Origin of the sequence: Carboxylicivirga taeanensis (genome assembly GCF_051851475.1) — a bacterium.
GTDB classification, from domain to species: domain Bacteria; phylum Bacteroidota; class Bacteroidia; order Bacteroidales; family Marinilabiliaceae; genus Carboxylicivirga; species Carboxylicivirga taeanensis.
Genome location: NZ_JBPUSJ010000004.1, coordinates 336,306 through 362,257, shown reverse-complemented (window position 1 = coordinate 362,257; position 25,952 = coordinate 336,306). Strand labels below are relative to the sequence as shown.

Annotated in this window: 19 protein-coding genes and 1 other RNA gene; 10 read left to right on the top strand and 10 right to left on the bottom strand. The window is 42.7% G+C overall.

The features are described from left to right. Positions 1–281: 281 nt before the first annotated feature. The 3 genes from ACSX1H_RS08635 to trhA all read left to right on the top strand — a co-directional run bounded on the left by ACSX1H_RS08635 (position 282) and on the right by trhA (position 5,319). Positions 282–2,705: a glycoside hydrolase family 31 protein gene (locus tag ACSX1H_RS08635; protein WP_439183449.1), complete on the top strand. Its 2,424-nt coding sequence runs from the start codon at positions 282–284 to the stop codon at positions 2,703–2,705. A gap of 9 nt (positions 2,706–2,714) precedes the next feature. After that, the gene (locus ACSX1H_RS08630; protein WP_439183448.1) at positions 2,715–4,571 is read left to right on the top strand and encodes an alpha-amylase family glycosyl hydrolase; all 1,857 of its coding nucleotides are present in this window, start codon (positions 2,715–2,717) and stop codon (positions 4,569–4,571) included. Between the two features lie 118 nt (positions 4,572–4,689). Then, on the top strand, positions 4,690–5,319 hold the full coding sequence (trhA, locus tag ACSX1H_RS08625) for a PAQR family membrane homeostasis protein TrhA (protein WP_439183447.1): 630 nt from the start codon (positions 4,690–4,692) through the stop codon (positions 5,317–5,319). Here the strand turns inward: trhA and ACSX1H_RS08620 are convergent, their stop codons facing one another. The 3 genes from ACSX1H_RS08620 to folP are packed head-to-tail and all read right to left on the bottom strand — an operon-like array spanning position 5,320 to position 7,872. Continuing rightward, positions 5,320–6,204, bottom strand: a complete 885-nt coding sequence (locus ACSX1H_RS08620; protein WP_439183446.1) for a TIGR01777 family oxidoreductase — start codon at positions 6,202–6,204, stop codon at positions 5,320–5,322. A 35-nt stretch (positions 6,205–6,239) separates the two neighbouring features. Continuing rightward, entirely contained in the window at positions 6,240–7,007 is a 768-nt protein-coding gene (gene cdaA, locus ACSX1H_RS08615; RefSeq protein WP_439183445.1) for a diadenylate cyclase CdaA, read from the bottom strand. A gap of 7 nt (positions 7,008–7,014) precedes the next feature. Then, complete coding sequence (gene folP / locus ACSX1H_RS08610) at positions 7,015–7,872, bottom strand: dihydropteroate synthase (RefSeq protein WP_439183444.1); 858 nt, start codon at positions 7,870–7,872, stop codon at positions 7,015–7,017. A gap of 409 nt (positions 7,873–8,281) precedes the next feature. Between folP and mdh the strand changes: the two genes are divergently transcribed. From mdh to ssrA, 3 genes are all read left to right on the top strand, one after another. Next, the gene (gene mdh / locus ACSX1H_RS08605) at positions 8,282–9,211 is read left to right on the top strand and encodes a malate dehydrogenase (RefSeq protein ID WP_439183443.1); all 930 of its coding nucleotides are present in this window, start codon (positions 8,282–8,284) and stop codon (positions 9,209–9,211) included. Positions 9,212–9,428: 217 nt separating this feature from the next. Beyond that, positions 9,429–10,070, top strand: a complete 642-nt coding sequence (locus tag ACSX1H_RS08600) for a hypothetical protein (protein WP_439183442.1) — start codon at positions 9,429–9,431, stop codon at positions 10,068–10,070. Between the two features lie 158 nt (positions 10,071–10,228). Next, positions 10,229–10,630: a transfer-messenger RNA gene (gene ssrA, locus ACSX1H_RS08595) on the top strand. 230 nt (positions 10,631–10,860) lie between these two features. On the opposite strand, the gene ACSX1H_RS08590 is transcribed toward ssrA, so the two are convergent. Both ACSX1H_RS08590 and ACSX1H_RS08585 read right to left on the bottom strand, forming a co-directional pair. Continuing rightward, positions 10,861–11,580 (bottom strand): DUF6261 family protein, encoded by a 720-nt coding sequence (locus ACSX1H_RS08590; RefSeq protein ID WP_439183441.1) that lies wholly within the window; start codon positions 11,578–11,580, stop codon positions 10,861–10,863. A gap of 958 nt (positions 11,581–12,538) precedes the next feature. Next, positions 12,539–15,208: an outer membrane beta-barrel protein gene (locus tag ACSX1H_RS08585; RefSeq protein WP_439183440.1), complete on the bottom strand. Its 2,670-nt coding sequence runs from the start codon at positions 15,206–15,208 to the stop codon at positions 12,539–12,541. Positions 15,209–15,392: 184 nt separating this feature from the next. Here ACSX1H_RS08585 and ACSX1H_RS08580 point away from each other — a divergent pair, with 184 nt between their 5' ends. Together ACSX1H_RS08580 and ACSX1H_RS08575 are read left to right on the top strand one after the other, a co-directional pair. After that, the gene (locus ACSX1H_RS08580; RefSeq protein ID WP_439183439.1) at positions 15,393–16,871 is read left to right on the top strand and encodes a sensor histidine kinase; all 1,479 of its coding nucleotides are present in this window, start codon (positions 15,393–15,395) and stop codon (positions 16,869–16,871) included. A gap of 25 nt (positions 16,872–16,896) precedes the next feature. Beyond that, complete coding sequence (locus ACSX1H_RS08575) at positions 16,897–17,595, top strand: response regulator transcription factor (protein ID WP_439183438.1); 699 nt, start codon at positions 16,897–16,899, stop codon at positions 17,593–17,595. 76 nt (positions 17,596–17,671) lie between these two features. Here ACSX1H_RS08575 and ACSX1H_RS08570 read toward each other — a convergent pair whose 3' ends face one another. Then, on the bottom strand, positions 17,672–18,424 hold the full coding sequence (locus ACSX1H_RS08570) for a glucose 1-dehydrogenase (RefSeq protein ID WP_439183437.1): 753 nt from the start codon (positions 18,422–18,424) through the stop codon (positions 17,672–17,674). A 10-nt stretch (positions 18,425–18,434) separates the two neighbouring features. Then, positions 18,435–19,013, bottom strand: coding sequence for an HDIG domain-containing metalloprotein (locus ACSX1H_RS08565; RefSeq protein WP_439183436.1), 579 nt, complete (start codon positions 19,011–19,013; stop codon positions 18,435–18,437). Between the two features lie 179 nt (positions 19,014–19,192). On the opposite strand from ACSX1H_RS08565, the gene ACSX1H_RS08560 reads away from it, so the two are divergent. Beyond that, complete coding sequence (locus tag ACSX1H_RS08560) at positions 19,193–21,085, top strand: sensor histidine kinase (protein ID WP_439183435.1); 1,893 nt, start codon at positions 19,193–19,195, stop codon at positions 21,083–21,085. 33 nt (positions 21,086–21,118) lie between these two features. On the opposite strand, the gene ACSX1H_RS08555 is transcribed toward ACSX1H_RS08560, so the two are convergent. The 3 genes from ACSX1H_RS08555 to ACSX1H_RS08545 all read right to left on the bottom strand — a co-directional run bounded on the left by ACSX1H_RS08555 (position 21,119) and on the right by ACSX1H_RS08545 (position 24,555). Further along, entirely contained in the window at positions 21,119–21,427 is a 309-nt protein-coding gene (locus tag ACSX1H_RS08555; protein ID WP_439183434.1) for a hypothetical protein, read from the bottom strand. A 97-nt stretch (positions 21,428–21,524) separates the two neighbouring features. Beyond that, a complete protein-coding gene (locus tag ACSX1H_RS08550) occupies positions 21,525–23,978 on the bottom strand; it encodes a bifunctional UDP-N-acetylmuramoyl-tripeptide:D-alanyl-D-alanine ligase/alanine racemase (protein WP_439183433.1) in 2,454 nt (817 codons plus the stop codon). Position 23,979: 1 nt separating this feature from the next. Then, a complete protein-coding gene (locus ACSX1H_RS08545) occupies positions 23,980–24,555 on the bottom strand; it encodes a thymidine kinase (protein WP_439183432.1) in 576 nt (191 codons plus the stop codon). 68 nt (positions 24,556–24,623) lie between these two features. Here ACSX1H_RS08545 and ACSX1H_RS08540 point away from each other — a divergent pair, with 68 nt between their 5' ends. Continuing rightward, positions 24,624–25,895 carry a DUF8457 domain-containing protein gene (locus ACSX1H_RS08540; RefSeq protein ID WP_439183431.1) on the top strand — a complete coding sequence of 424 codons (1,272 nt, stop codon included), beginning with the start codon at positions 24,624–24,626 and terminating at the stop codon, positions 25,893–25,895. The last annotated feature ends 57 nt before the right edge of the window (positions 25,896–25,952 follow it).

Sequence of the window (25,952 nt, the reverse complement as noted above, 5' to 3'; positions counted from 1 at the left end):
ATAGTTCTGCATTACAATCATTTAGACTACGACAACTCATCAACCTTTGTTATATCAATACGCCTTAAGAAATTTGATATGCCGGCAAAGCGGCTGGGTATTTGTAAATTGCCTTTGTTTAAACATCCAAAAGCAACAGTCAATGGCTTGATGAAAAAATTAAGTCGTTGTCCATTCGAAGAAACATTCGGTAAAGCGACTGCCGTCGAGAAATGCTTAACGTTAATGGCACAGTTTGCTCGGGTTATAATAAACGACAACAATGGAAAATTATTGGATATATGAAAACTAAATGGCTAATCAGCACCTTCGTCGCTCTGGCGTTATGTGTCGCCTCCAAGGCTCAACAGCATACAAGAGAGTATATCTCATCGTCTTTTGCCAAAAACAGACTAACGCTGAATGTGTCTGATGGGAAAATTATCCTTACCCCATATAGCGAACACAGTATTGAAGTCCTGTTTATTGCTGATTCAGTTCCAAACCCCTTCCCATCCGAAGCGATCGCCCAGGCACCGTTCCAAGTAAAGGTCGAACATCACGAAAACAAGCACCACATCGTGCTATCAGGCAACCACCTCAGCGTCAGGGTAGACAAAAGCCCCTTTAAAATCAGTTACCTGCATCACAACCAAGTCATTCTATCCGAAGAAAACGGTTTTTTCGCCGATTCGAGAAGACAAGGTTTCCGCTTTAACCTAAAGAAAGACGAAGTATTAATGGGTGGTGGCGAGCGAGTACTGGGCATGAACCGCAGAGGCCAGAGACTGCAACTGTATAACAAAGCCAGCTATGGCTATCAAACGCATGCCGATTTGATGTATTACTCCATGCCCTTAGTTATTTCCTCGGAAAAATACATGCTCGGTTTTGATAATGGAGCTAGTGGTTGGCTCGATTTAGGAAAAACGGAACCGGATATTTTACAATTTGAGGCCCTTGGCGGCCGAATGAGCTACTTTATTGTAGTTGGAGACTCGTGGCAAAATTTAAGCACCAATTTTACCGAACTCACTGGTCGTCAGCCACAGCTCCCTCGATGGGCCTTAGGGAACATATCCTCACGCATGGGCTACCACTCGCAGGCAGAGGTCGAATCAGTCATTGATCAGTATCGAAAAGATGATATCCCACTAGATGCGATTGTTCTGGATTTATATTGGTTCGGACCCGATGTAACCGGTCACATGGGTAACCTGGAGTGGTATCGCGATTCATTTCCACACCCCGAACAGATGCTCAGGCGCAATAAAAAGAAAGGGGTCAAAACCATTCTGATAACAGAACCTTTCATCCTTAAAAACAGCGGTAAATACGCCGAATGTGCCAGTCAAAACTTATTAGGACTCAATGCCGATGGCCAACCGTACATTTTCGACTTCTTTTTTGGAACCACAGCCCTTCTCGACATCTTTAAACCCGAAGCGCAACAATGGTTCTGGAACATCTATAAAAAACACACATTAAGCGGTGTTGATGGCTGGTGGGGTGATTTGGGTGAACCAGAAGTGCACCCGAATGACTTGCTGCATGTTAACGGACGAGCTGATGAAGTGCATAATTTATACGGTCATCAATGGGCAAAAACAATTTATAATGGCTACCTCAACGACTTCAAGGAGCAACGACCTGTCATACTGATGCGGGCAGGGTTTATAGGGTCACAGCGCTACGGGCTCGTGCCTTGGTCGGGCGATGTAAGCCGTTCATGGGGCGGTTTACAATCACAGGTGGAGATAAGTTTGCAGATGGGCTTGCAAGGATTGGCCTATATGCACTCTGATTTGGGTGGATTTGCCGGGAACTATAAGGATGCAGAACTTTATACCCGCTGGCTGCAGTACGGCACCTTTCAACCGATTTACCGCACACATGCCCAGGAAGACGTACCTCCAGAACCCATCTTTTGGGACGACAGCACCAAAGACATTGTAAGGGATTACATCCGCCTCAGGTATCAGCTCACTCCCTATTTATACACCCTGATGCACGAAAACAGCACCCGTGGTCTGCCTCTGATGCGTCCATTATTTTACCTGGAGGACAACCCAGAGCTATATGATGAAACAGCCACTTATTTATGGGGCAATGACATACTGGTTTCACCGGTGGTCGAAAATGGCATCAAGTCACAAAGTGTTTACCTGCCCGCCAATCAGGTTTGGATAAACTACTTTACGGGAGAGGAACACCAGGGCGGACAGCACGTAAACGTTCCTGTTGACATCAATACGATTCCGGTTTTTATCAGAGCAGGAGCTTTTATCCCAATGGTTCCACCTGTTAATAATATGGAAGCGTATAACACTGACGAGCTAAACGTGCATTACTACCATGCTGAAACAGTGAAAAAAGGCGAAGGCTATATGTATGAGGATGACGGGAAAACACCCGACAGCTTTACCAAAAAGCAATACGAACTTTTAAGCTTTGAATGCCACAACGGCTCCAATTTACAATTCCATTTCACACCCAAAGGTTATGATTATCACAAGAGGCCAAAGAGACGAACTGTTGAACTGATTATACACAACTACACGCCGAAAACAAACCAAATTATAATAGACGAACAAACATTTAGCATTGACCAGACACCTCCCAACGAGCACAATACAAAACAGCACGCCTTTTATGACGAGGAAAATAGTTGTTTGCACATAAAATTTTACCTGCAAAAACAACCAGTTACAATAATAACCGAATAACTATCTGCCATGAATCGACTTTATACAATTGCTATTACACTACTATTTATAGCAGGCTGCCAACCAACCAATCAATCCAAACAGACTCCAAAGAATGAACACAAAGCAGTGGTCTATCAGGTGTTTACGCGTTTGTTTGGAAACACGAATACAACCAACAAAGCCTGGGGAACCATTGAAGAAAACGGTGTTGGAAAATTTAATGACTTTACAGATAAAGCACTGACCGAGATAAAAGACTTGGGAGTAACACACATCTGGTACACAGGTGTCCCTCATCATGCAGTTATCAATGATTATACGGCCTATGGCATTTCCAACGACGATCCTGATGTTGTTAAAGGGCGGGCGGGCTCGCCTTATGCCGTGAAAGATTACTACAATGTCAATCCTGATTTAGCGGAAGATCCCTCCAAACGTCTGGACGAGTTCAAAGCGCTGATTGAGCGCACCCATCAGCATGGCATGAAGGTGCTGATTGACATCGTTCCCAACCATGTGGCCCGCCATTACGAGGGGAAAAGCAATCCGGAAGGCGTTGTAGATTTTGGGGCAAATGACGACACCAGCAAAGCCTACTCGGTCAATAACAACTTTTACTACATCCCCGGGAAAGCATTTCAGGTGCCTGAAGCTGAAAACAACTATCAACCCCTGGGAGGAGAAGCGCATCCGCTTGCTGATGATTTTTTCGATGAGAAGCCGGCAAAATGGACAGGCAACGGTTCTCGACTGCCTCAACCTGGCTTTAACGACTGGTACGAAACCGTGAAAATTAATTATGGGGTGCGCCCTGACGGCACCAAGGATTTCCCGGGCTTACCCGCCGGTTTTGAGCAAAAAGATTACAAAACCCATTATGCCTTTTGGAAAGATAAAACGCTGCCCGATTCATGGTATAAGTTCAGAGACATTGCCTTGTACTGGACCCAACTTGGAGTAGATGGCTTTCGGTTTGATATGGCTGAAATGGTACCGGTTGAATTCTGGAGTTTCATGAATTCGTCTATTAAAATGGTTAATCCTGATGCATTTTTGTTGGCAGAGGTTTACAACCCTTCCCTTTATCTCGATTATATTCATAAAGGCAAAATGGACTACCTTTACGATAAGGTAGAGCTCTACGATACCCTCAAGCACATTATGCAGGGGCACGGACTAACCGATAACCTGCCAGCTATACAGGAGGGCCTAAAAGACATTGAGCACCACATGCTCCACTTTTTGGAAAATCATGATGAACAGCGCATCGCCAGTCCTGAGTTTGCAGGCGATGCTAAAAAGGGCATGCCGGCCATGGTGCTTTCCACCACCATAAGCACCGCTCCTACCATGATCTACTTTGGTCAGGAAGTAGGCGAACCGGGAGCAGAAATGGCAGGCTTTGGAAGCCCCAGCCGAACCAGCATTTTCGATTACATCGGCGTCCCTCACCATCAGCGCTGGATGAACAACGGCGCCTTCGATGGAGCTTTGTTAAAGCAAGATGAAAAAGAACTGCGTGATTTTTACAAACGTCTTTTATCCTTTTCTACCAAGAGCAGTGCACTAATGGGTGCCTACGAGGAGATACATACTTATAACCGAAATAGCACGGAAGGATACACCGATAAAGTGTACAGTTTTGTTCGGTGGTCTGACTCAGAGCAATTAATTATTGCCTGCAACTTCAATTCAGAAAAACCAGCCACTTTTACCCTCCAAATTCCTGCCAGCATCATTGAGCAATGGCAGATAAAAGAGGGAGCACACAAATTAAGCGACCAGCTCTATCAGTCCCTTAATGAACTAGTTGTAACAAACAATACCGGAGCAGTAGAAATCACATTAGATCCGCTACAATCATTTATTTATAAAATCAACTAACAAGCTGATTCTGGCGGCAAGCTTCCGGGCTTTGCCGCCAATTGGCTTTACTCCTGCAATAACTAAAAGGAGGAAAACTCTTATCCATTCAGCCAATAACAGTACCTTTAAGCAAAAAATGACGACCAGACCAGATACTTATAATCCTGCCGAGGAGAAATTTAATGTTTATAGCCACCTTATCGGCATTATATTGGGAGTTACAGGGGTTATATTCCTGTTAAGCAAATCATCGGACTTAATCACATTTTTGGTGTACCTAAGCTATGGTGCGTGCATCATAACGCTATTTACTGCCTCTACTCTTTACCACGCTGAAAAAAATAAAGAACGCCGCTTAAAACTGAAAGTATTCGATCACTGTGCCATCTACCTGATGATAGCTGGCTCCTATATTCCATTTTTAGTATTGGGGGTAGCCACCAACTGGGCTTATTGGCTATTAACGGGCATTTGGGCTCTCGCCATTGGCGGAAGTGTTTTAAAACTGTTTTATGCCGGTCGCTTTCGATTAGTTTCAACCATTAGCTATGTGCTTCTCGGCTGGGCTGTTGTGGGTGCCATTAAACCTTTATTGCAGGCTTTAAGCGAACAGGCATTAGTTTGGTTGGCACTGGGAGGTGCCTTTTACACAATTGGTGCAATACTATACCAAATCAAACGGATTCCCTTCAATCATGCTATTTTTCACGTGCTGGTTCTTTTAGGGGCTTATGCCCACTTTCATGCCGTGTACTGGCATTTATAACTAGCAGATGAGATCGTCGAGTACCGCCTCGATAGTGGGAAACTCAAAGGTAAATCCGTCTTTTTCGAGCCGGTCAGGCACCACTTTCTGACCAATTAAGAGGGCATTAGCTCCTTCCCCAAGAAGCATTCGCAAGATTTTTTCGGGTATAACCGGTAAAATAGACTTTTTGGTTCGCTGCTTGATGGCCTCGGTAATTTCAAGATTCGACAGCATTTGAGGAGCCACCAGGTTATAAATTCCGCTGGAGGTTTCGTGCTGAATAATGTACCAAAAAGCATTTAATACATCATTTAAATGGATATAGGGAAACACCTGATGACCATCTCCCAGTTTAGCTCCCAGACCTAGCTTAAAAGGTCTTAACATTTTGGGAAATGCGCCCCCTTCATTACCCAATACCACCCCCAAACGCACAATACAAAGCCGCACATCTTTAATACGCTGAACTTTGCATGCTTCTGCCTCCCAGGCCTGGCAAACCGTTCCTAAAAAGTCAGTGGCATAACTTGTTGAGAACTCATCATGCACCTCATAGCTATCATAAATACCCACGGCTGATGCCGAGATAAACAGCTCGGGCTTCGGTTCCATCTCCTTAATGGCATCCACTAAAACACCTGTTGTGTTAATGCGGCTATTCAATATTTCCTTTTTGTAATTCGGGGTCCACTTCCTGGCAGCAATGGGTGCACCTGCCAAATTAATGACAACAGAACAACCTTTGAGTAATGTTCGAAGTTGGGATTTTTTAGACTTAAAATGTTGACGTTTTAAACGGATAACTTCATAGCCATTGCTTTCTAAAAAATTACTTAAAGCTCTCCCTATAAATCCGGTAGCTCCACTTACTGCAACTCTATTATTTCTCCGCCTTTGGGGCATATCTTTCCTATTTTACTTTTTGATTAAACTTATATTTACGATTTATTCAGCAAATCTTGCAACTCTTCGCCGGTGACACCCATTTCCATCTGTCCTTTACTAAAAAATGAAATACGACCTGTTTCCTCAGAAACAACAATTGCGTGCGCATCGGTAGACTCCGTTATACCCATCGCCGCCCGATGCCTTAAGCCCACTCTTTTGGGTAAATCGGTCTTTTGAGACACGGGTAATATACAGCCGGCTGCTTTTATCTTATTTCCGGTTATTATAACTGCGCCATCATGTAACGGGCTGTTCTTGAAAAAAATATTTTCAAGCAACTGAGAGGATATAACTCCATTTATCAGCTCACCTGTTTGCACATAATCCAACAACTCAGAATCTTTTGTGATGACAATCAAGGCGCCGGTTTTTGTTTTAGCCAAAGACACACAAGCTCTGACCACGGGCTTATTGTAAATCGACATCATCCCCTTTGCCTCCGACATAAATACTTTATCCATCGAAAAACGGGTACTCACATTGTACTTGGAACCCAATAGCAACAAAAAGCGCCGTATCTCCTGCTGAAATACAACAATAAATGCCACCACACCAACATTAACAATATTGTCCAATATTGTAGACGACAACTCCATGCCAAATGTTTTGATTAATATCCAAAACACAATAAAAGCAAAGATGCCCAGCATAATATACAAAGCCACCGTACCTTTTATCAGCTTATAAATGCGGAACATTAGATAAGCAACCAGTACGATATCGATTAAGTCAATAAAACGAATATCCAGAAATGTCATTGAGCTATCAGGCTTTTTTGAGTTGTTGCACTAAATTAATACATTCTGTGGCTTCTTTTACATCATGCACCCTTAAAATGTTTGCCCCGTTTAATAAAGCGATGGTATTTAACGCTGTTGTTCCATTTAAAGCACTCTTCGGATCAATATCCAACAATTTATATATCATTGATTTGCGAGACACCCCAACCAGCATTGGTAAGTCAAAAACGCCGAACTGCTTCATTTCTCTTAACAATTCATAATTCTGCTCCAGTGTTTTACTAAATCCAAATCCTAAATCAAGAATTATATCTTTAATGCCACAGGCTGTCGCTTTTTTTATCTGTTTCGCAAAATACAATGAAATGTCTCCGATTAAATTATTGTAAGTTATATGCTCTTGCATGGTTTGAGGCGTCCCCAGCATATGCATCATAATGTACGGCACCCCCAACTGTCCGATGGTATTAAGCATCTCAGTATCCATTCTTCCACCAGAGATATCGTTGATAATATCAACACCAAAATCTTCTACAACAATACGACTAACAGAGGCTCTGAAAGTATCAACCGAAAGAATAGCTTCCGGGTAATGCTTTCTTATCCAGCTTAAAGCCTGAACCAAACGTTGTGCCTCTTCTTCTTCCGAAACATGAGCAGCACCAGGGCGCGACGAATAAGCTCCAACATCAATAATTCGTCCTCCTTCACCCAATATCGTTTCGCACCGTTGCAAAATGTCTTTTTCCAGCTGATAACTCCCTCCATCGAAAAATGAATCGGGTGTAATATTTAAAATCCCCATAACCAGGGGGTCTTTCAAGGATACAAGCTCTCCACGCAAATTAATTACATATTCATTATCAAGTGTTTCAGTGCCCATTTTTTAATGATTTAAACATGCAAGGGTATAAATTGTTAATAATCTTACAAAACTATAACAAATTATTGGCTCTTTATCTACTTGAAAAAAAACAGTTGAAATGGCGGTAATTTGTGAAACCACAACCTGTAATAACAATTAACACTTAGAACAAATATACATTAATAGAGAAATTTTTCATTAAATAAAACAAGTTACATAATCTTATATATTAACTACTTACATTATTCTCTTCAATTACTAACAAACGTTAAAGCGCCATTTTTTCAAGGCGCGTGTAAATAAAGTTTTATATTTGCGTTAGTAAAGAAATTACACCGTTTTAACCATAATTGTTAAACAATAATTCGGTTCATTACGGAGTAAAGATTAAAGAACATTATATAGAAACTAATTAATACCGATTATTATGAAAGTAACAGTAGTTGGAGCAGGTAATGTTGGTGCAACCTGTGCCGATGTTCTCGCTTACAGAGAAATTGCAAATGAAGTGGTTCTTGTTGATATTAAAGAAGGTGTTGCTGAAGGAAAAGCACTGGATATCTGGCAAAAAGCTCCGATTAACTTATATGATACCAGAACAATTGGTTCGACAAACGATTACGAAAAAACAGCTGGTTCAGACGTGGTTGTTATTACTTCAGGCTTGCCACGCAAACCCGGAATGACTCGTGATGATCTTATCTCAACCAATGCCGGAATTGTAAAATCTGTAACAGAAAACGTTGTTAAACACTCTCCAGAGGCTGTTATCATCATCGTATCGAACCCATTAGACGTGATGACCTATCAGGCACACCTAACGTCTAAATTCCCTCGGACTAAAGTGATGGGTATGGCAGGTATTTTGGATACAGCCCGTTACCGTGCTTTCCTTGCTGAAGAATTAAATGTGTCGCCAAAAGATATCCAGGCGGTATTGATGGGTGGTCATGGAGATACAATGGTACCACTACCCCGCTACACAACAGTTGGTGGTATTCCTGTAACTGAATTAATCGATAAGGATAAATTAGATGCCATTATTGAACGTACTAAGTTTGGTGGTGGCGAATTGGTAAAACTGATGGGCACATCGGCTTGGTATGCACCAGGTTCGGCGGCAGCTCAAATGGTAGAAGCCATTGTTAAAGACCAGAAGCGCGTATTCCCAGTTTGTATTAAACTAGAAGGCGAATATGGCATTAACGACTGTTACCTGGGAGTACCTGTAATCTTGGGCAAAAATGGTGTTGAGAAAGTGATCGAACTGGACTTAAACGCTGAGGAAAAAGAATTACTAGAGACTAGTCGCAAGCATGTACTTGAAGTAATGAGCGTTTTGGAAAAAAATGCTTAAGAAAAGAGGATTCTTAATAATATACATAAAAGCTCTGTCATCATTGGCAGGGCTTTTTACTTGTTCATTATCGAACAACCCGTTGTTGCGATAGCGTTCACAAAGCACCCCGATTAATTCAATCTTCAACTCTTAGTATATTATCAATCAGTAAATTAGTAATAGTGGCACAAAATCTGTTTATTCTTTACCGTAACCAATGATGGAGGATAAAAAGATGAAAACTACAGTTAATAATAACCACCGACACTCAGTAATTAACTATCTGTTTTTTGGTATTGCAGCCAGTATTTTTACTTTGAGTATTTTCTTCTCCTTGTACCAACAAGAAGAGAAAGTTAAATTTTCAAACGAGCTATCCTTCATCACTAATTCCAGGTTGAGTAAACCAGCTTCGGCAGCATCAATAACTGAAACTTATGCAGTGAATTTGAAAGAGCTGATGAGCGATACAGAAGCACCTTTAGTAGTTGAACCATGGATGACACAACCTTATCCTGCCGTTAGCACCGCTAAAGCATCAACCATACCTTCAACTTACACAGAATCACCTATTGAGGTTGAGGATTGGATGACCGACCTGAATAGCTGGAACGCAATTTCAGTTAACAACGCATTTGAAGAGGAAGCCTTAACTATTGAGAGCTGGATGCTGAATACAAATGACTGGGCCGTGTTTAGTGAAACAGGACCTTACGCTTCTAATACTTTCGACGATGAACAGCTATATATTGAAGCGTGGATGCTAGACTTATCAAGCTGGGCAGTCGTTTTTGACAACGCCAGCTATGCTGAGCAACCACTAACTATCGAAAGCTGGATGTTAGATTTATCAGATTGGACAAATACAGATAAATAAGCTTTACTACGTTCCATCAGCGGGCCGAACATAACTGTTCGGCTTTTTTATGGTGTTTAACCTCGCTTTCTTCAAAAGTCAAAAAAAGGTGAAGGCATTTGAAATGATTAGTGGGATAGAGCAAAAATATTTACTACTTTTGTCATGCACTGCATTAAGGGGCTGACGTGGATTTGACAGCTTGGCAAAGTGGTGTGTAAGCATGTCGAGCATTGTGGTACCGGCTCGTTAATCCTGGGTCTCAACTTTTTTTAATTGGCGAAAATAATTACGCTCTTGCTGCTTAATCGAAGTATAGTAGATAAGCCCAATTTCGGCATTAGATGCTGAAACAAGACATCTCCCGGGTGCTAACGTTCTGAGGCGGCCCGACCTGGAGATGCTGGTAAATCGGAACTAGGAAAATTGAAGCCTCGGCGATTTTCCAAAAATTAAGAGGATAAGGTAACAGTCGGTGGCTTTGATCCAGCTGTTATTCGAAAATCAAGTCAAAGCTAAGCATGAAGAAAGCACATGGCTTCCTTGTCTGGACCGGGGTTCGATCCCCCGCAGCTCCACCAAAACAAAAAAAATCACCCAGCGGAAGGTGATTTTTTTTGTTTTTAATCAGTAGTTCTGAACTTTATAGAAGCTAATTAATTTCGATTTGAGAAGAAGCTCAACTTTGCATTATATTGATTCACAAACCCTAATTCAATTCATAATTTATGGGAATCGTATAACTCACCTTGACCGGCGCCTACTCAACGCCGATAATCGACAACTGTCATCCCCCTTCTCCTCTCCAATTTTAGCTCTCTACATTAGCCCGTTCACTCAGTGTTTTTGATATACGGGCACTGGCCATACTCGAAGTTATCAGGTTATTCAAATGATTCACAAGGGCATTTAAGGCATCAGATGCCTCTACCTGCTGTTGCAGTTCAATCATCTTAAATAAGTTCCTAAGCGTTGTAATTAACGGTTTTCGTGTTTCTAAAAGCGTCTTACTATCGCTTGTATCCTGGTTATTCCGTTGCTTTACCAGATTTTCAAATTGGTTTTGATCAGCTTCCAGCTCATCCAGCCAGACGGTAGCTTCAATGGTATTACAAGCTTTTGCATGGGGCTCTTGCCGCAAATCCGTAATCATATTTGTTAAGGCTGCCGACTCCTCGGGAAGCGACATGCGATAAATATCACCACCATATCGATCTATCACCAATTTTATTGAAGCAGCAGCCTCCTGCCAGCTTTTTTTCTTTCGATAACTACAGGCCTCAACATAATTTTTAAACCCCAGGAAACGCTGATCGCGCTCGCTGTCGGCTTCATTAATTTTGATGGTAAACGGATTGACATCATGACACGTTAAAGCTTTATCAAAATCGCTAAAGCAGGCTTCAGCTTTAATGATGAAACCAGATAGAACGGTTAAATCCATCCCTGCTGATTTAATAATCGTTATAGTTTCCTTGGCAAAAGTGTATAAGGCCTTGTGGGAAAACAAGTAAAAGGCAATTTTATGCATAATTTTATGGTTTAAAATGTTTGTAATTAGAATAGTAATTTGGTAATAGTACTCAATAGGCAGACAGCCATGAGCCATTAATTGTGGTAAAGAACCAGCTTGAGGTGCGGGTACAATTTTAGGGTTCGTTGATCGAACCCAACAGGCTGCGAGACCAATATCAGAAACTGATCATGGAACTCAACAAGCCGCGAGGGCAATCTTATAAACCGATCAGTGAACTCAACAAACTGCGAGACCAATATCACAAACCGGTCATGGAACTCAACAACTTGTGAGGCCGATCTTATAAACCGATCATGGAACTCAACAAGCTGCGAGATTAATCTCACAAACCGATCAGTGAACTCAACAAGCTGCATGACCAATATCTCAAACCCATCAGTGAACTCAACAGTCTGCAAGGCTAATCTTATAAACCGATCATGGAACTCAACAAGCTGCGAGAAGGATTAAATACAATGGTTAACAAACGCAACAAGCCAATAACATCAATCAACAATATTGTTAGGTGGGTTCATTACATGGTTAAATATCCTTTGATTTTAAAGCGCTTATTTAGCCCGGTAATCACAAGAAATAGATGCTTAAGAAGGGGGATTACAGTATGTCAAAGAGCGTTTTAACCAGGTTACTGCCCAGCGCTGCAGCCTGATTAATACTGTATCCCGATTTGTTATTTGATGTTTAAGCTAACTAAGTACTGTTTCCCGACAGCAATTAGTAAAAAACGAAAAGTAATTTACGGTAGTAATTTTTAAAGTTCAATAGACAGCAACAATTTTATCGCTGCCAAACGGCACGCACCCAAGTGGTGGCTGTACCGAATCAAAAAAGCACCGACAATTAAATCAGTGCTTTTGAAGAGCTTATGCAACTGGTAAAAGCAATAGCTCCTGCTAATTATGGAATATAGGTTGGTGAGTTGCTAACGGATAGCTAATTAGCAACTCTCGTTTTAAATTCTGTAGGCAAAACTGAGCATTACAAATTGGTTTAAGGTGGGTTGATACTGTTCCGACACGGAAAAATCATCGACATAACGTACCATTTCATCTTCCCTATTGGCCAGGTCATAGGCCGACAAGCTAATTTCACCACGGTTGCTCTTAAATAATTTCGAACTCAGGGAGCAATTCAGGTAAAGACGGCTATTACTCGACAAACTGCCAGAAGCCCCGGTATACGTATGCCCGGTATTGGTCTTCAGGATAAACTTTTTATAGAAATTATAGTAGAGATTAATACCACTTTTCTGCGCAAAGTAGTTGGACTGAGAGGCTTTACCACTCTTGCTATCAACAAACGAATAACTACTGTAGCTTGTTACGGTAAAGTCAATCTTCTCACTAATATTGGAGCTAAGCGTAACGCCCTGACCCACATTAAAGCGTTTCGAATAGCTCTTAACATTATTAATGATATTTGGCGTTTGAGTATAACCAATGTTAGTTCTCATATTCAGCTTCGACTTAATTTTATTAACCGGCAATCCAATCGTGCCAAACAATCCCAGCCGGTAATTGCCATCTAAATTAACGGGCGCGCTAAACTGACCACCGGCAGGTAAGAGATACTTGTCAAAAATAATGGTGTCGCTTTGTGCCACTACGCGATTTTGCGCCACCATATTATTGGTGAGGCTGGCTCTGAAGTTAAGAGACATAAACACGCCTTTTTCAACCAGCGATTTCTTAACAGAGAATCTGGCCTGGTGCGTATTAGATGACTTTAGATTAGGGTTACCGGTAGAAATGTACAAAGGATCGCTATTATCAACAATGGACTGCAAGTTTCGGAGTGATGGATTACGGCTAGACATGCCATAACTCGCCTGAAAACTCACTTTTTTACTGGTTTGAAAGGCATATTTTACCTGCGGTTCAAAAAACACAAAGCGCTCTTTCAATTGTTCCGCTTTTGGAAATACTTCCTCGCTTTCCAATAGGGTTTGTGATACATTGAACCCAACATATAAGTTAGCCTTTTTATCGCCTGTTTTAAACGCAACACGACCTTCGTGAACGGTAGATGCATTATTAAAATCACTGGATGTTAGAGAATCAAGTTGAGCATACTCCCCTGTTACCTCATCAAAATCATAACTCTCCTTCAACGCTTTCCCATTTCTATGGCGATAGGCATAGCCAAAGTTAAGATTGCTCTTCGAACTTAAAGCCTGGTTGTAGCTCAGTCCATAGCGGAACGAGGTATTTGTTTTTTCATTATCTGATACCTGATTAACTGCCTGTACCAGCTCATTACTGCTGTTTTTGGTTTCTGCCAATAAGGAACCTGTACCTTCATTTTGTGTAAATCCAATATTTACATTTGCCGAAATGGCGCTTCCTTCATCATTTAAACGACGAATAAAATTAAGCTGAGTTCCTAAGCGGTTTGTCTCATTGCTATTAGTATTTAAACGCTCACTGGTATTCAACAACTGACCATTCATGGATGTGCTAGAACTGGTAACACCACGATTCTCGCGCAGTGAACTGCCCAGGTCGGCCGAAGCTGTTAGCTGATACTTTTCACTCGTTTGGTTGGTCCAGTTAATTCTTACCTGGTGATCGAGCGAACTGTTTTCTGACTCACTTTTGCTGCTGTTTGCCTGACCAGCAGTGGCTCCTGATACATACTCTCGCGAATTAGCCGATACATTTTCTGCCTGATTATCTTTAAAAGCATAATTCACATTCAGCTCCTGATCGCCCATCAGTCCATAGTTAGCATTGACATTCTTCCGTTCCATTTTATTACCCGATAATGTCTGATGCGGGCTGCCCTGATTGACCTTGAGTGGTACATTAATATTATTCATGCCGCCACTCAAATTGAGCCGGTTTTTCTCATTATAGCGATTAACAGAGGCTTCTCCCACATAACGATTATCTGCTCCAACACCTGCTGCTACCTCACCTACAAGCATTCTGTCAAGTTGTCGACGGGTAACAATATTAATGGTTTGTCCGCCTTTGTCGTCTTCAAAACCTGAGTACTTTGCTTCATCACTTTTATATTGATACACCTCTATTTCCTCAATCATTTCGGGGCGAATACTGCGCAATGCCTCGTTCACATTGGTCCCGAAAAACCGTTTGCCATCAATCAGCACCTCTTTAATGGTATCCCCCATCGCCAGCAGCTGGCCATCTGCCTCATAAAAACCGGGCATCTTGAGCATTAAATCATTGGCTGTCGCATCCATGCTTACTTTAAAAGCTTCGGGATTATACATAGTGGTATCGCCTCTTTGAAAGGTGGGTGCCAGGTTACTTACCACATTAATCTCGTCCAGCACGGCAGTATTCTCTGTCAGAATAATCGTTGCCAGGTCAAGCCGACTGTCTGTTAGCTCAACGGTGTCTTTATAGGCTTTAAACCCCATAAAAGAAACCTGCAACGCATATGGTCCGGCTTCTGCGTCCAGGGTAAATTGCCCGTTTACAGCACTGATGGTACCTTGTTGCACCAGCGAATCTTGTAGGTTCTGTAATAAAATAGTGGCCCCGGGAAGGGGGAGCTGTTCCTTTTCATCTATTACCAAGCCTGCTATGCCACTCGTTTGCGACATAGCAGACAAGGTATTATAGATTACAAAAACTATGAAAAAAAAATGCCTCATTCTAAGTATTTATCAATAATGTATATGATTGTTTCAACGCTGTGAAATCTCTAATGCAAAACAAGTACATCCCGGCCTCATATCAGGTTAACACTGCCCCAATCAAGGTTAATTAAGGTTAATGGATGTGGGATGGATGATTAAAAAATCGATCTTTACCATTCGATAACCAAGCATTAGGTCTATGTACGAAAAGGAGTTAAAGAAGAAAAAGGTTAGAAATATACTGGTAATGGCCAGCAGCCAATTGGTTTTAACACTGTTTGTTGGCTATTGGCTCAACTCCCAGTTTGTCAATGAAAAAAAAACACTTCAAGATGAATTGCGCCAGCTATGGAATACTGCCAGAAGAGATTATGTAATGAAATTAATTCATACCAATCTACTCGCTCCGGTAATGGAGCTAAGCAGTGCCTCCAACAGCACGCACACAATACATTCAGAAACGCTCAACAATGAGCCACTGGTTAAAGACATTAAACAGTTTATCGAGAGTAACGAAGAAGATATCAGCTATCTGACCAAATATTTAAATAGTGAATACCCCTACCCTGAGCCTGATGAGTCGGTTGAGGTAATGATCACCAGTATCAGCCGAATTGCCTATTCGCATAATGTGCGTACCAATGCCTATCCTTTTATGGATAAAAATTCAAACCCAAATTTTGCCCAAAATGAAGCATTGTTTGTGAAGATGTTTGAAGCACAGCTCAAGCACCATCAGATGCTTTTTTCGGTTAACTACATTCCGCTGAGTACTCACATCAGTAGCACACCAGATAAGTTATATGTAAAAAGGTACAACAGAGACCTTAAGGAGTTTGAGCCGGCCGCCAGTTTCACGGGCTATTTCACTTACCTGCTAAAAGTAATCACCCCCCAAATTCTCTTTGTTATCATCCTGCTAAGCCTCACCGGTTTTGCCCTTGCTTTTACCTACCGCAGCTATATCAAGCAAATGAAATTAAACCAGCTGCGCTCTGATTTTATCAATAACATAACGCACGAGCTGAAAATACCGGTGGCTACCGCAAAAGCTGCACTGGAAGCACTGCGCAAATTTGGGATGCAGGCCGATGCCCAAACCATGGAAGACTATCTGGATATGATGGCGCGCGAAATGAACCGCTTGGATCAATTGACTGAACGGGTGCTTAAACACTCTGTTATAGAAAAGGAGAAACAGCACCTGAAGCTGGAGAAAACGGATCTGAACACCTTCATCAGCACCATTATCTATTCGGTGCGCAAACTTCCGGCCGATATTAAGGGCAATATTGAGTATCAGCAACTCTCCAGGCCTGTTTACAGTTACATTGATCAAGTTTATGTCGAAGGCATCATTAAAAACCTGATTGACAACAGCATTAAATATGGCGGCAGTGGGGTGAAAATAAAAATTGAGCTCAAAGAATCTACCCGTTACGCCATTATTAAAGTAAGTGATAACGGCCCCGGAATTAAAAAGGAATACCTTGACAAGGTGTTTGATAAGTTTTTCAGGATACCTACAGATAACAAGCACAATGTGAAAGGCTTTGGATTGGGGCTTAGCTTTGCAGCCCTGTTAGTACACCAGCACAAGGGCACCATCGATGTAAAGAACCGGCCTGAAGGAGGCTGTGTTTTTACCATTAAACTGCCAAAAGAACAAAGCTCTTAAGAATGCGCACTAATTGCCGATTACAATGAAGAAAAAAATACTTTACGTGGAAGACGAACCCAGCCTCGGTAAAATTGTTTTTGACACCTTGCGCTTGCAAGGGTTTGAAGTAAGCTGGGAGCAAGATGGCGGAAGGGTGATGGACCATTTCGAATCGTTTGAACCCGATGTCTGTGTGTTAGATATAATGCTTCCTAACATGGATGGTTACGAGCTGTGCCGAAGCATCAAGCAGCAACGACCACAGCTGCCAATTATTTTTCTAACTGCCAAAGTGAACACCGAAGACCTTGTGCAAGGCTTTGAAGCAGGAGGCACTGACTATATTCGGAAACCCTTTAGTATTGAAGAGCTCATTGTACGCATCAATAACCAACTACAGTTGCAGCAGCTTCATGGCGGCCATCACATAGGCGATAACCAACCCGAAGAAATCACAATTGGCAAATATAAGTTCAGACCTCAACGCTATGAGCTCGAAGCCCCGTCGGGCATCATCAATCTATCGAGCCGCGAAGGTGAGTTACTTCAGATGATGGCTTCAAAAGGCAGTCAGATCATCGAACGCAAGGAGCTGCTGCTAACCATTTGGGGTGATGATTCGTTTTTTAATTCCCGCAACCTGGATGTATACGTTAAAAAACTGCGCAACTACTTTAGCGAGGATGAAAACATCGAGATTCAAACGCTCAGGGGTAAAGGGTACTTATTTCTGGTTCGATAGAAAAGCCGGTCACGGCAGACCGGCACCAATAGCCAATTGCCTGAAGGCTGCAGGCTGCAGGCATCACCTGCTGCTCTTAGTCCTCGTAAATCATTTTATGGGTCATTCCGCCATCAATCACCAGGTTGGTGCCATTAATAAAGGCATTATCAGTTTGTGTGAGGTAAAGGCAGGCTTTGGCAATATCAGCCGGCTTACCCACCCGACCAGATAAGTGCTGAGCATGATCTTCGGCTCGTAAAAGCTCGTAATCACCGGTTTCGATCCATCCAGGACTAATGCAGTTAACCCGAATATTGTCGGCAGCTAAAGAGGCGGCCAAGGCATGGGTTAAGGCCACAATGCCTCCTTTAGAGGCGGCATATGCCTCGGTATTAGGTTCCGACATCAGCGCACGTGTAGAGGCAATGTTCACAATAGCCCCCAGCTTTTGCTGACGCATCTGCCGGGCTGCTTCCCTTGCGCATAAGAACGTCCCACGCAAATTGGTATTTATCACCTGATCCCATTCGTCGACCAAAAGGTCATAGGGTGATTTCCAGCAGGTTATTCCCGCATTGTTTATGAGAATATCCAGGCGTTTAAAATCCTTTCGTATGGTTTTGAATAGCTGCTCAACAGCTGCAGCCTCACTCACATCCACCTGATAGGCAAAAGCCTTCCCTCCCATCAACTTCATTTGCTCCACAGTCGTTTCAACCAAGTGTAGATCCTTATCTGCTGCAAGCACAAGAGCACTGCTTTGCGCATAAGTCATTGCAACCTCCTTACCAATGCCACTACCAGCACCTGTAATCAGCACCACTTTATCTTTAAAACTCGTATTCATTCCCAAAAAATTACTGTTTAACACCATCCAGGCCCAAAGCCACGGCTACATTTTTCATTCCACTAATAGTTTCCTCAATGAGCTCATCAATAGACACCTCTAACATATCGGCTCCTTTTGAGATAATGCTTCGATCTACTTTAGCGGCAAAGCGTTTGTCTTTCCAGCGCTTCTTAACCGATTTAACACTTAAAGAGTGAAGGCTCTTATCGGGCCGTACCAATACAGCGGTAGTGATGAGGCCGGTCAGTTCATCACAAGCAAACAGCACCTTCTCCATTCTTTCAATCGGCTCCACATCGGTACAAATACCCCAGGCATGACTTAGTACCGCACGAATGTAGTCATCGGGCCACTCAGCTTGTTGCAAAATTAGAGCCGTTTGCTTGCAATGCTCTTCCGGAAACTGTTCATAATCCAGGTCATGAATCAAACCGATAACTCCCCATTTATCTTCATCCTCCCCGTAGCGTCTGGCAAAATGACGCATCACGGCCTCCACAGCAATGGCATGGCGGTATAAACTATCGGTTTTATTGTACTGTAAAAACAGTTGAAGGGCTTGTTCGCGCGTTGGAATCGTTGACATATAATACTTGAATTATTCGTTTGGTAGCACAATTTAAATAAAATAGCCTAATAATATTCTGTCGTCGACAAGTAAAAGTGTTTAATTAAGCACTTCATTTAGCAGCTCTGTCATTGCTTAAACAAATTATATTCTGCATATTCGCTAATGAGTAATGATACCAGCAAATTGTCAATAGTTTGAACTACCAACCCCGCACCATAAAGAATAAAATAGCCCTCGTGATGGGCCTTCTTGCCACAATAACCATGATAGCCCTTGGTGGGGTTCATTACTATTCCGTGCGGGGAGCAATAATGGAGGATGTGTATCAACGTCAGCTCATAACCGACCTTAGAGCCCATCAGAGTGAACTTTTGATTACACTTGAAAAGGCCATGGAAACCTCTCTCACAATTGCCGACGACCCTGCCTTTATTCAATGGTTCAGCCAGAAAGAGGTGGACCCTAATGTAAAAGCATTAGCACTTGAAAAGCTTAACTTCCTCAATAAGGAGTTAAAATATCCCACCATTTTTGCGGTTAGCAACACCACCTATGAATACTGGTACCAGGACCATAATTTACTGGATATTGTATCGGAGGATGACCCTGATGACAGCTGGTTTTTTGAAACCTTGCGTCATTCCCGAAAAAGCACACTCAATTTTGACTTCAACAACGTTCTGAAGCAATCAATGCTATTTGTTAATGTAATAATGGGAAGTCCCAGTCAACCGGTTGGGGTGGCGGGTGTAGGCATTGACCCCTCAATACTCATAGAACAGTTTAAGGAGAATAAACCTTCGCCCGATTCGCACCTGTGGCTCATCGACAGAGATGGGAAGATACTGTTGTCGGAAGATATGGAAGAGATCAACAGCAACCTAAGTAAGCTGTTTGAGGCATCCATTCTAAAAAGGCTTCTGAATGGCTCCAATGAGCAGGTAATAAGAGAGGTAAGGCTCGAAGATACGACTTACGAGTTGGCTTCAATGACAGTGGGAACAACAGACTACAGGGTGATTATGGTTGTTCCGCAAAAGGACTTACTCGCTTTTGTGGATGTAATTGGCTACAATACCATATGGCTGACCTTCATCGCCTTATTCCTGACACTGCTTATGTCCTCCCGCATTGCTAAAAACATCTCAATGCCAATAATTGATTTAGCTCAGTTATCTAAACAAATAGCTCATTCTAAATCAAATGTAGGCGTGAAAGACAAGCTTATGAACCGGCGCGATGAAATTGGACAGCTTGCCAGGGAGTTTGATGGGATGCAAAAGCAGTTATCGCACATGATTAGGCAACTGAACAAGGCTAACGCTGATTTGGAAAATGAAAAGACACAGCTGAAAAGCATTAACATTGACTTACAAAAGGCCATTGAAAAGGCCTCAGAAAGCGAGCGTCTAACAAAAGCATTTATGGCAAATATCAGTCATGAAGTGCGCACCCCAATGAACAGCATTATGGGCTTTGCTCAGTTAATTGAAGATGAACTGAGCGATGATGATTCCCTGCGCCAATATGCAAGGCTGGTTGTTAAAAATGGTCACGACCTTTTGGCCATCTTAAACAATATTATTGAAGTTGCAAAAATGGATTCGGGCATTACCAAGCCTTCTATGTCGGAATTCTCAGCCAAAGAGGTGGTAAAAGAAGGAATAAGCCTGTTTTCATTAAGTACGAGAAACAATGTTAGTTTGATAAACAATGCAGCAGACTGTAAAGATGACACTCTCCTAAAATCGGATGAGTTGCTTGTCAAACGCATTTTAAACAACCTGCTGTCCAATGCCATTAAGTATACCCACGAAGGAACCATTGAAGTTGGTTTCAGAACTACTGACAGCGAAATTATTTTTTATGTTTCGGATACCGGAATTGGGATCAGCGCTAACGATCAGCCCTCTGTTTTTAAGCCTTTCTGGCAAGCCAGCCATTCAGCATCGCTAAATGAAGGTGCCGGCTTAGGTCTGGCCATCTCTCAAAAAATGGTTGAGGTACTTTCGGGGCGTATATGGCTTAAAAGTGAGCCGGGGAAAGGCTCCGTATTCTACTTCGCTCTTCCCCTCCACCTATCGTAATTACTTCGGCATCCCTCCTGTCATTCATCTTGCCTACAGGTGAATTCCTTCGCTGTGAACACGCTGGTAAACAGGAGTGTCTCTAAACTGCTGATGCCAGGCCTCCTTAGCGTAGATATAAAGCGAAAAAGACTGACCAGCCTGCATTTCTGCTTTATAGCGCGCATCCATGTACTGCTGCTCAAGCTGAAAGTCCACCTTTTCGTTGGTTAACACATAAACCTGGATGTCTTCATGAACACCCCCCATCTTTGGGAGCAAAACAATTATCTCAGCATAAGGATCTAATGATTGTATATGCTCTTTTACAAAATCGGTAATATCACCCGTTTGATTACTCATTCTATAAATTACAAATTGGTCTACACCTAAGACAAACATTGAGGTGAAGACGCGTACTATTAAAAAGTAATTTTTAAGGCTATAAACATAAGCCTCTCTACTCCATCACATAAACCCGCTTGACCCGGCGGCTGATACTGGTTAATATTTCGTAAGGGATGGTTTCACTGCGTTCCGCAAGTTCACTGATGCTTATTCCGGTCCCGAAAATCTGCACCTCATCGCCTTCACGTACTTGAATCGAAGTCACATCGGCCATGCACATATCCATACAAATATTTCCTACTATAGAAGCTCTTTGCCCGTTGATTAGCACTTGCCCAACTCCATTACTCAGGCGGCGACTGTAACCATCAGCATAACCAATTGGTATGATGGCGATCTGGCGCTCTTTAGTGCTTGTTCCCTTTCGGCTATACCCTATTGTTGCTCCTGCCTTAACAGTTTTCAATTGGGAAACATAGGATTTTAGTGTATTCACCTGCTGCAAAGCTACATCATTTATGGCCGATACGCCATACATACCAATGCCCAGGCGCACCATATCCATTTGAGCCTCGGGGAAGCGCTCAATGCCAGCTGAGTTAAGAATATGCTTGATAACAAAATAGCCCAAGCCGTTTTCCAAAAAGGTGCATGCCTCCCGAAAACCAGTAATCTGCTTTTCTGTAAAACCATCATGAATGGCCTCATCACTCCCAGCCAAGTGTGAAAACACACTTTTTACCTTTAGCTGCGGTGCTACCTGCAAACGCTCTATCAAATCCTGAAGTTCAGAGGGCAAAAACCCTAAACGGTTCATTCCCGTATCCACTTTTATATGCACAGGCACATTGGTTAAACCCTGCCGCTCAACAGCCTTTAGGTAGGCATCCAATACCTGTAAACTATATATTTCAGGCTCCAACTCGTACTCCAGCATGGCCGAGAAACTGGCCAATTCGGGATTCATTACAATAATTGGCAGCGTAATGCCAGCCTTGCGGAGCTCAATGCCCTCATCGGCGAAGGCAACACCCAGGTAATCCACTTTTTGATGCTGCAACAAATTGGCAATTTCGAATGCCCCGGTTCCGTATGAAAAAGCTTTTACCATAGCCAGTAGCCGAGTTGAATTATTCAGCTTTGAACGGAAATGTTGCACATTATGCGCCAGAGCATTAAGATTAATCTCCAATTGTGTTTTATGGCGCCTCTGTTCGAGCAATGCCGCTATTTTTTCGAAGGCAAAATGACGTGATCCTTTTAGCAGGATAGCCTCATTTTCAAATGAATTAACGTCTACCCTTGACAGAAAATCACTGGTTGAACGATAGGCATTAACCCCTTTCATGGCCGTGTATAAACGCTCTCCCACACCAATGAGCTTCTCCACACCCTTCTCCTTAGCTAACAACTGTATTTGCTTATAAAGAGCCTGGTCGTCCATGCCGCTCTGGTAGATATCGGATAATATGAGCGTTTTGGACAGTCCCCGCTTTGCCCCCATCTGGTTGAGGAAATCAAGCCCCAGTTCCAAAGCTGTGAGATCGGCATTGTAGCCATCATCAATCAGCAGACAGTTATTAATGCCCTCTTTCTGTTCCAGGCGCATGGCAATGGACGTCAGTTGTGGCGCCTCTATCCTGATGTGCTTCACTGGCACCCCCAGCTCAAGAGCTACACATGCACAGATTAAAAGGTTATCTACCGATATGCGGTCCTGATGAGGAAAATCAATTGCAAAACACTCGTTTTTATAACTCAGTTGAAGTACCGAACTTCCCTGGTTGCTCCTTTGCTCCAGCAGTCTTAGTGTGTTATGGGCGCTCCGGCCACAGCTAACTATTTGCTTATGAGGATAGCGCTTATTAACAGACTGATAAACAAACTCATCATCACCATGACAGAAAATAGTATGTGCCGTTTCGAACAAATTAAGTTTTTCGGCGAGCTTTTGTTCCATGGAAGAAAAATTCTCCTGATGCGCCCGCCCAAAATTGGTGAGAATTCCCAAGTCCGGCTTGATACATTCAGCCAGAGGCCGCATCTCGTCAGGCTGCGACACACCTGCTTCTATTAAAGCCAGATCAATATCCTTTTCGAGCATCCAAATGGACAAGGTTACGCCAAGCTGGCTATTAAAACTACGAGGTGAACGCCCCACTTTATAGCGTCCCGTCAGCAGGCGGGCCAACCACTCCTTTACAATGGTTTTACCATTGCTGCCGGTGATACCAATAAACGGCACATGAAAGGTTTGCCTGATAGCTGCAGCTATGGCTTGCAGGCAACGCACCGACTGTTTGCATTCAATAAAACCGGCTTCGGGATAAGTACTATAGTCGATATACGCCTCCTCTTCAACGATAAAAGCGCGTATGCCCTTTTTATACAGTTCTCCAATATACCGATGCCCATCGTTGTTAATGCTTTTTATTGCTACAAAAAGCGTGTGATCAGACGTAAAGGTTTTACGGCTGTCAAACACAAGCTTCTCAATCAGCAAATGACCATTGCCCTTCATTGTTGCCGAAGCCCATTGAGCCAATTGATTGACAGAATATAGCATATCAGGAATTTGCTTTCATAAAACAACAGCGACATAAAGGCTCGTACTCGTTTTTCTCACCAAGCACCACCAGCTTTTCGTCATTTGACAGACGGTGAGAAAATTGAGCCAGATCGCCACAACGCATACAGATGGCATGCACCTTTGTTACATACTCGGCTGTAGCCAGAAGTGATGGGATTGGCCCGAAAGGCTTGCCTTTAAAATCCATATCCAGACCGGCCACAATTACCCTTATGCCCTGGTTTGCCAACTGCCGGCACACTTCGCTCAATCCGTTATCGAAAAACTGTGCTTCATCAATACCTACCACACTCACATTACTGCTTAAGAGGAGTATATTACCAGAGGATTCGACAGGTGTGGAGCGAATCGCATTGGCATCGTGAGAAACCACCTCGTCTTCGCTATAGCGCACATCAACCATTGGCTTAAAAATTTCAACCTTCTGCCGCGCAATATTGGCCCGCTTAAGCCGGCGTAATAATTCTTCGGTTTTACCCGAAAACATGGAACCTACAATTACCTCTATCCAACCTTTTTGTGAATCTCTATTGGCCTTATTTTCAAGAAACATTTAGTGTATCCTAATTATTTAAATGCAATCGTTAACTTTGTAAGGTATGTAAAAACCGCATTACTGCTATGGAAAAGGAAGCACTCATTGATATAATCCTGAATGATATTAAAGAAGTTCACGCGTTAGTCAACACCTTCAAAGGAAAACATGAGCTGAATTCGGCTTTTATCAATTTAACCCGCACTAAAATAGCAAACATTAGCGAGGAGTTAAGCCTGTTGGAGCAACTTAATGCTGAAAAAAAAGTTCAGCCCAGCCCTGAATCGTTACTAACGTCAGCGCCCAAAACCTCATCAAGTAACGATGACAGTGAAGCATATGCTGAATCATCAAGCCGGTTTGCCCAAGGTGAATCTCACGGAGCCGAAGCTCCCACTCAGGCAGTGGATGAACTAAAAAATCATGCTTCAACCACATCGAACGCGTTAAAAACTGCTACTGAAGCTAACACCAATGCCTTCGATACAGGGGCAAGTAAGCAAGAAGCCGAGAAGACTGATAGTGAAACAGTTCCCCCGACAGGACTTGCAAAGGCTGCTGACATCCTTACAAAGCCAGGTGCAAGCCATACAACTCCAGATGACGGGGAAACATTGAAGAGTGACAGTAAAACAATGCCCCCTGCTGAGCCTGCAAAAGCTACTGACATCCTTACAAAGCCCAGTGCAAGTGACACAACACCAAGTGACCGCGAAACATTGAAGAGTGACGGTGAAACAAAGCCCCCTGCTGAGCCTGCAAAAGCTACTGACATCCTTACAAAGCCAAGTGCAAGCGACACAACACCAAGTGACCGCGAAACATTGAAGAGTGACGGTGAAACAAAGCCCCCTGCAGAGCCTGCAATAACAGCTGACACCCATACACAGGCAAGTGTAAGCCACACATTACCCGGTGAAGACAAAACTTTTGAACTTCACATTGAAACAGCCGCTCAAGAAGTGGTTAGCCGAACTGAAAAACCGGACACTGATGGCGCATACATAAAAAAGGAAATTAAGCCAACAAAAGCAGCTATCCTGGGAGAAGTTATGAGAAAAGAAGGCTCTTCTGTTAATGAAGCCATAGCCAGCCGTAAGGAGCAAACCCAGGATATTAAGCAAATAGGAAAACCGGTGAAAGACGTGCGTCAGGCATTTGGACTCAATGACCGCTTCTATTATCAACGCGAATTATTTAGTAATAACGCTGACCTTTTTAATCAAACACTCGATCAAATTAACCACATGGAAACTTACGGTTCGGCCATCAGCTTTTTACAGTCGAACTACAGCTGGGAAGCCAATGAAGAGGCCGCTGAATCATTTTACAAAAGCATAAAAAGGCGCTTTATTTAATTAGCAGTTGCCAGTACGCCTTTTTATAAACAAAACGATATCAGTAATCTTAGGTGT